This window comes from Micrococcus sp. LASM2_SD2, from assembly GCF_057364565.1.
In genome coordinates, this window is sequence record NZ_JBNFOB010000112.1 from 1 (window position 1) to 7393 (window position 7393).

The window sequence follows — 7393 nt, forward strand, 5'->3', positions numbered from 1 at the left end:
CGAGCAGCGGAACCGCGGTGCGGTGGCGACGCCGACGGCGCTCCTCGGGCGCGGGTCTGTGCGGCCGTGGGCGCGGCGGCCACGGAGTGGGGCGCCCCATCAGCGGCTTCTCGACGGCGACCCGGAGCAGCCATGCCAGCGGGATGGACACGGCGGCCAGCACCAGCCCCAGCCACAGGGGCAGGTCCTCGGCGTACCGCCAGGACACGATCGCGATGAGCGGCCAGTGCACGAGGTACAGGGAGTAGGACAGGTCTCCGATCCAGCGGGCCGGACCGCTGGAGAGCAGGGTCCCGACGCCGACGCCGTGACGGTCGCCCACGGCATGGGTGCCCGCCAGGATCATCAGCGCGGAGCCGAAGACCGGCAGCGCGGCGGCGTAACCGGGGAAGACGGTCTGCTCGGTGAAGACGACCACGGCGACGAACACCATGGCGAGGCCGACCCAGCCGCAGAGGACGCGCACGGCCGCGGGGAGGGCGGGCATGAGGACGACGGCCGCGGCCAGGGCCGCGCCGACGGCCAGCTCCCAGGCACGTGTGGTGGTGATGAAGTAGGCGGCGCCCAGGTTGCCCGGAGTGAACAGGACCGAGTGGACGAAGGAGACGAGGCCCACCACGAGCGCGAGGACGAGGACGCGGGAGGCGACGGCGCTGGGGTCCAGGGCGGTGGTCGCGGACGCGGCTGCTGGCGACGGGGCGGAGGTGTCCGAGGTCGGGCGGCCGCCGGCGGCACGACGACGCAGGGCGACGGCCACGAGCAGGGTCAGCAGCAGGGGCCAGACGAGGTAGTACTGCTCCTCGACGCCCAGCGACCAGTAGTGCTGGAGCGGGCTGGGGGCGGCCTCGGCGTTGAAGTAGTCCGTGCTGTCGGCCGCGAGGGACCAGTTCGCCACACTCAGTGCCGCCCACAGGCCGGTCCAGCCGAGGGACTCCCACCGGGACAGCGGGAAGAAGAGCCACCCGGCGGCCAGGGTCAGGGCGATCACCACGAGCGCGGCCGGGAGGATGCGCCGGACACGGCGGACGTAGAAGTCCACCAGTGAGATCCGGCCGGTGCGGCTGATCTCCTTGATCAGCAGGCCTGTGATGAGGAAACCGGAGATGACGAAGAAGACGTCGACGCCGACGTAGCCGCCCGGAAGCCAGGGCAGGCCGGCATGGAACAGCAGGACGGACAGGACGGCGACGGCGCGCACGCCCTGGATGTCCGCACGGAAGCGGTGGACGCCGAGGCCGGACGGAGGCAGGGCACGGCGTGGCCGTGCCTGAGCGGTCGACGCCGCCGAGGAGGAGGAAGGGGGCATGTGGAGTGAGGTGAGGACGACGGGGATGGGAGGTCGGCCGTCACGGCGCACGGGGGGATGGGGCGCGAGACGGCGGCGCGTCGATCGGTGGCATCGACCGCTCATGGGACCGCTGCTCCGTCACGAGTGCGGCGGCGAGGCGCATGCGCCCCGCCAGGCTCCCGCAACGGACCCGTCGACGAACCGGTGATCCTACTGGCCCGTGGAAGGTGTCACCTGTGCGTCGCTGTACGCCGGCTGTCAAGCCCCCTCTGCCCCGAGCCGCTGCGACAGCGCGCAGGAACGGAGGACCTCAGCCGGTCCCGGCCTCCGTCAGCGCGGGTCCGGGGCGGAGGCCGCTGCGGCCTGGCGACGCACGGTGGTCATACGCTGCACCACCGTGACCAGCGACGCCGCGGCCAGCACGAACAGGACCACGGTCAGCAGCGCCGCAGGCACACCGATGCCCACGAAGCCGGCCGCCACCAGGGTGAGGATCAGGCGCTCGGCACGCTCGGCGATGCCCGTGTCCGCGGAGAACCCGAGCGCCTCGGCCTTGCTGCGCACGTAGGACACCAGCATCCCCAGGGCGAGGCAGAGGGAGGCCCCGATGCCGAGGACGTGCTGCTCCCCCACGCCGAAGGCCCACCACATCAGCCCCAGGAAGACGGCGGCGTCCTGGACCCGGTCCAGCGTGGAGTCAAGGAAGGCGCCCCAGCGGCCCGTCGTGCCGGCCAGGCGGGCCATGACGCCGTCGAGGACATCGGAGAACACGAACAGGGTGATGACCATGACGCCCCAGAAGAGGTGACCGGCCGGGAAGAAGGCCAGCGCACCGACCGCCACGCCCACCGTGCCGACGACCGTGACGGCATCCGGGCTCACGCCCCAGCGCAGCAGCAGTCGCGCCGGCGGAGTGAAGATGCGGTTGGTGGTCCCACGGGCGTGGCGGTCCAGCATCAGGCCTCGCCCTCCGTGGCCGTGGGCCCGTCCTGTCCCCCACCGGCCGGGCTCGATGCGGCACCCGCGTCCGTGGTCGGAACGGAGGTCGCCGTCGGGGCCGACCCCGCCTGGCGTGCGGCGAAGTCCGCGGCGGCCTCATCCCAGGCGGAGTGGAGCAGCTCCCAGGTCTGGCCGAGGGTCTGCGCCATGTTCTTGGTCTGCGCGATGATCGGCAGGAAGTTGCCGTCGCCGGACCACCGCGGCACCACGTGCTGGTGCAGGTGCGCCGCGATCCCGGCGCCGCCGACCATGCCCTGGTTCATGCCGAGGTTGTAGCCGGCCGGACCCGCGACCTTCTCCAGGGCCGCCATGGCCGTCTGGGTCAGCCGCGCCATCTCGGCGGTCTCCGCCGCCGAGATGTCCGTGTACATGGGGACGTGGCGGTAGGGACAGACAAGCAGGTGACCCGGGTTGTACGGGTACAGGTTGAGCAGCACGAAGCAGGTCTCTCCGCGGTGCAGGATCAGGCTGTCCTCGTCCGACCGTGACGGTGCCGCGCAGAACGGGCAGGTGTGCTCGTCCTTGACCTGCTCCTGCCCCTTGGAGACGTAGGCCATCCGGTGGGCGTTCCAGAGGCGGGAGAAGGCGTCGGGCACCCCGGCGAGGGTATGCCGGTCGGTGACCCGGCCGTCGTCGGGAAGGGAGTGGTCCGAGGCAGAGGTGCCGCCCGTGCCGACGGAACCGTCAGACCCGGAGGTGCCGTCCGCGGCCGAGGCGTCCGGGACGCGTCCAGGCGCGCCCTCGGCATCGGAGAGGCGCCCCTCCCCGATGCCGTGGGCGTGCTGCCTGGACTCGGTCACGGGGTCACCTCGCGGTCACGCACCGTCCTCACGATGCGCGCGACCGCCTCGTCCACGGGCACCCCGTTGTCCTGCGAGCCGTCACGGAAGCGGAAGGAGACGGCGCCGGCCTCGGCGTCCTCGCCGCCGGCGATGAGCACGAACGGCACCTTCTCCTTCGAGGCCGTGCGGATCTTCTTCGGGAAACGGTCCGAGGAGTCGTCCAGGCGCACCCGGATGCCCTCGGCCCTCAGCTTCGCGACGACGTCGGCCAGGTAGTCGTTGAACGCCTCGGCGACGGGGATGGCGACGACCTGTTCCGGGGCGAGCCACGCCGGGAAGGCGCCGGCATAGTGCTCCGTCAGCACGCCCAGGAAGCGCTCGATGGAGCCGAACAGGGCGCGGTGGATCATCACCGGACGCTGGCGGGATCCGTCGGCGGCCTGGTACTCGAGGTCGAAGCGCTCCGGCAGGTTGAAGTCCAGCTGGATGGTGGACATCTGCCAGGTGCGGCCGATCGCGTCGCGGGCCTGCACGGAGATCTTCGGGCCGTAGAAGGCGGCTCCGCCCGGATCCGGGACCAGCTGCAGGCCGGACTCCTCTGCGACCTCCGCGAGGGTGCGGGTGGCCTCCTCCCAGATCTCGTCCGAGCCGACGGACTTCTCCGGGTCCTTGGTGGACAGCTCCAGGTAGAAGTCGTCCAGGCCGTAGTCCTTGAGCAGGTCGAGGACAAAGTTCAGGGTGGTGGTGAGCTCGTCCTTCATCTGCTCACGGGTGCAGTAGATGTGGGCGTCGTCCTGGGTCATGCCGCGCACGCGGGTGAGGCCGTGGACCACGCCGGACTTCTCGTAGCGGTACACCTGGCCGAACTCGAAGAGGCGCAGCGGGAGCTCGCGGTAGGAGCGGCCGCGGGACCGGAACACCAGGTTGTGCATCGGGCAGTTCATGGGCTTCAGGTAGTAGTTCTGGCCCTGCTTGGTGATCTGCCCGGTCTCCGGATCGCGCTGCTCGTCGATCTGCATGGGCGGGAACATGCCGTCGGCGTACCAGTCGAGGTGCCCGGAGACCTCGTAGAGGTGCTGCTTGGTGATGTGCGGGGTGTAGACGAACTCGTAGCCGGCCTGCTCGTGGCGCGTGCGGGAATAGTCCTCCATCTCCTTGCGGACGATGCCGCCGCGGGGGTGGAAGACCGGCAGGCCCGAGCCGAGCTCGTCCGGGAAGGAGAAGAGGTCCATCTCGGCGCCGAGCTTGCGGTGGTCGCGGCGCTCGGCCTCGGCCAGGCGCTCCTGGTAGGCCGTGAGGTCCGCCTTGGTGGGCCAGGCGGTGCCGTAGATGCGCTGCAGCTGCTTGTTGCTCTCGTTGCCGAGCCAGTAGGCGGCGGCCGAACGGGTGAGCGCGAAGGCGTTCGAGATCAGCTTGGTGTTCGGCAGGTGGGGGCCGCGGCAGAGGTCGCACCAGACGGCGTCGCCGGACTTGCGGTCCACGTTGTCGTAGATGGTGATCTCGCCGGCTCCGACCTCCACGGAGGCGCCCTCCCCGGCGTTCTCGGCGTCGTTCTTCTTGCCGAGCAGCTCGAGCTTGTACGGCTCGTCCGCCATGGCCTCGCGGGCCTCGTCCTCGGTGACGACGCGGCGCACGAACGTCTGGTTCTGGTTGACGATCTTGAGCATGAGCTTCTCGATCGCCTTGAGGTCCTCCGGGGTGAAGGGCTCAGCGACGTCGAAGTCGAAGTAGAAGCCGTCCGTGATGTAGGGGCCGATGCCGAGCTTGGCGTCCGGGCGCAGCTGCTGGACCGCCTGGGCCATGACGTGGGCGGTCGAGTGGCGGAGCACGTTGAGACCGTCCGGCTCCGAGACGTCCACGGCCTCCACGGAGGCGCCCACGGGGATCTCACGCGACAGGTCCCACAGGTGGCCGTCCACGCGCATGACGACGGTGGTCTTCTGGTCCTTGTAGAGCTCCAGGCCGGTGGTGCCCTCGGTCACCTCCCGCATCTCTCCGTCGAGGGTGATGAGGATCTGCTTCGGATCGGACAATGGGTGCTCCTAGTTCGCGTCAGGCTTCATGGCTGGTGGCATACGGGGGCCACCGCCAGCCGCAGACAAGTCTAGACCCGCAGAGACAGGTAGGCAGGCCGACGGCACACCTCACGGGCCGAGGGCACAGGCCGAGGGCACGCCCCGCCGACCGACGGCACACCTCGCCGACGGCACACCCCGGCAGGCGACGTCTCCACGGCCGTCGCCGTTCACTACCGGCGCTCGTCACGGCCGATGCTATTCACGACGCGGGTGTCCCCGGGTCCGGTGGAACTGGTTCCTTCTCGGCGTGCGGTCCGGGTCCAGGTGGCGGGCCGGTGTGAACCAGGGGCCCCGTCATCCACGTCGATGCTCCACCACCCGGCGTGCACGGCGTGGTGGTGGTGACTGCAGAGCAGGACGCCGTTGTCCACATCCGTGGGTCCGCCGTGTTCCCAGTGGTCGATGTGATGGACCTCGCACCAGCCGGCCGGGATGGTGCATCCGGGTGCAGCGCATCCGCCGTCCCTCGCGGTGATGGCCTTGCGTTGAGCCCGGGTGAAGAGCCGGCGGGCACGACCGAGGTCGAGGATCTCGCCGTCGCCTCCCAGCACTGCCGGGATGAGCTCGGCGTCGCAGGCGATCCGGCGGATCTCACGCGGGTCGACGGGTCCGGTGAAGTCCATGGTCGAGTGAGTCTCGGCACCGGGCGACGTCGCTGCCTCACGGACCTGGCGCAGCAGCGTCTGATGGTCGATGGTCACGAGCACCTGCGGACGGTGACCGCCGCTGGCTGGGAAGACGTCTGGACCGGCGTGAGCGAGCGCGTGTCCGAGGGCGCTGATGAGCGTATCGGCCTGCTGCTGTCCGCGAGTGCGTGGGTCCGGCTCGGCGCCGGCCGGCAGGTCCACGTCCTCCTGGCCCGTGGGCGGCAGGTCCGTGGCACCCTGGCCCCTGGCCAGCAAGTCCGTGGCCAGCGGGTTCGCGGCCCGCGGGTTCGTGGCGGCGGAGGCCAGAGTCTGGAGGACCTCGTCCTGGGCGTCGGTGACGAGCAGGTCCCACCGATGCAGTTTACGGCGGCGACCGCGGTAGAACATGCCCTGGGCCGCGTTGAGCTCGGCCTCGGTGGGGGCGGCATGGTCCGGCATGAGGACTACGTCCAGATTCTGCCGCCACCGCTGGCAGAGCCTGCGGATCGAGTCGGTGTCCAGGCGCGTCAGCTGGTTCGAGAGCAGCCGGTCCGCGCTGGAGACGACGGCCTCGACCTCCTCGTCCGGCACCCCTGCCAGGCGCGTGTCCGTCCGCGCCGAAGTGAGGGTCTGGACGACCACGTCGGCCGCAGCCGGGTCCACTGCTCCCCCGGCGAACGCTCGAGAGACCTCGGGCAGCGCCGGCGGGGTGACGGGTGCGGTGACGAAGGCCTGCTGCTGCCGTGTGGCCTCGGCGCGGGCGATGCGCCGCCGTGCCTCCCGACGGTCCACCCGCAGGTGACTGCGCAGATAGTCGGCGGCGTCCCTGTGGGGGCTCTTCCCTCTGGGCACGCCGAGCAGCTCGTCGCGGTCCGTCTCGCTGTCATAGGCCTGGGCGACGTGCCCGGCGAGCGCACTCTGGGCCGCCACGACGGTCCGGGCCAGCCTCTCCACGGCGACGAGGAGCTCGGGCAGGTCCTCCTGCTCGCCGGTGGCCCACCAGTCCGGCCCCTGAAGCCGGCGGACGACGTGGGAGGCCAGGTGCTGGGCGGTGGCGACCTCATGGGCCATCTCCATGTTCGGGAAGCTGCGTGCGCGCCCGTCCTGACGGTCGCGGAGGCTCCCCTCGCGCACGTACCGGTTCGACCGTGCCCGCGGTGCCGTCTCCGGCTCGTGTGCCGTCTCCGGCGCCTGTGCGGTCTCCTCCATGAGTGCCATGCACCCCACCTCCTTTCGTACATATATTCGAACATGCGGCCCGGACACGATAAGCGTCCTGCGCTGGGCCCCGGCCTGCACCCTCGCCTGCACCCCGGCCTGTGCCCCGCCCGCGCCCCGTCGTGGGCGTCTCCTCGTCCACCGGGGATCGGCATCTCATTCGCCGGGGACCGGCATCAGCTCCCAGGTGTCCGGATGCGGCACCGGGATGGGCCTGGCGCCGCTGTCCACGCGTGTCGGGTTCACACTCCCCCGGCTCGCCGCCGGGCCCGATGCCGCCCCGACCCCCAGTCGTCTCCTCTGCCCCCTGTCCCCGGCCCCAGCCCCTTGGCCGGCCCTGACGGCGTCGACCTTGACGGGCCAGGCGCCCGTCGCGTGGTGGGGGATGTCCCGGACGGCACC

5 protein-coding genes are annotated in these 7393 nt (G+C 71.1%); all 5 read right to left on the reverse strand.

Annotated elements, in window-relative coordinates:
* The coding region (locus AC2W7A_RS07285) for an acyltransferase family protein (RefSeq protein WP_485990766.1) at window positions 1–1306 on the reverse strand (1306 nt) is incomplete at its 3' end.
* A 312-nt stretch (window positions 1307–1618) separates the two neighbouring features.
* Window positions 1619–2245: a phosphatidylinositol phosphate synthase gene (gene pgsA / locus AC2W7A_RS07290; protein ID WP_485990767.1), complete on the reverse strand. Its 627-nt coding sequence runs from the start codon at window positions 2243–2245 to the stop codon at window positions 1619–1621.
* Window positions 2245–2883 (reverse strand): HIT family protein, encoded by a 639-nt coding sequence (locus AC2W7A_RS07295; protein ID WP_485990770.1) that lies wholly within the window; start codon window positions 2881–2883, stop codon window positions 2245–2247. The genes pgsA and AC2W7A_RS07295 overlap by 1 nt, the downstream gene beginning before the upstream one ends.
* A 200-nt stretch (window positions 2884–3083) precedes the next feature.
* The gene (gene thrS, locus AC2W7A_RS07300; protein ID WP_485990768.1) at window positions 3084–5102 is read right to left on the reverse strand and encodes a threonine--tRNA ligase; all 2019 of its coding nucleotides are present in this window, start codon (window positions 5100–5102) and stop codon (window positions 3084–3086) included.
* A 215-nt stretch (window positions 5103–5317) separates the two neighbouring features.
* Complete coding sequence (locus AC2W7A_RS07305; RefSeq protein ID WP_485990769.1) at window positions 5318–6991, reverse strand: HNH endonuclease signature motif containing protein; 1674 nt, start codon at window positions 6989–6991, stop codon at window positions 5318–5320.
* Window positions 6992–7393: the final 402 nt, after the last annotated feature.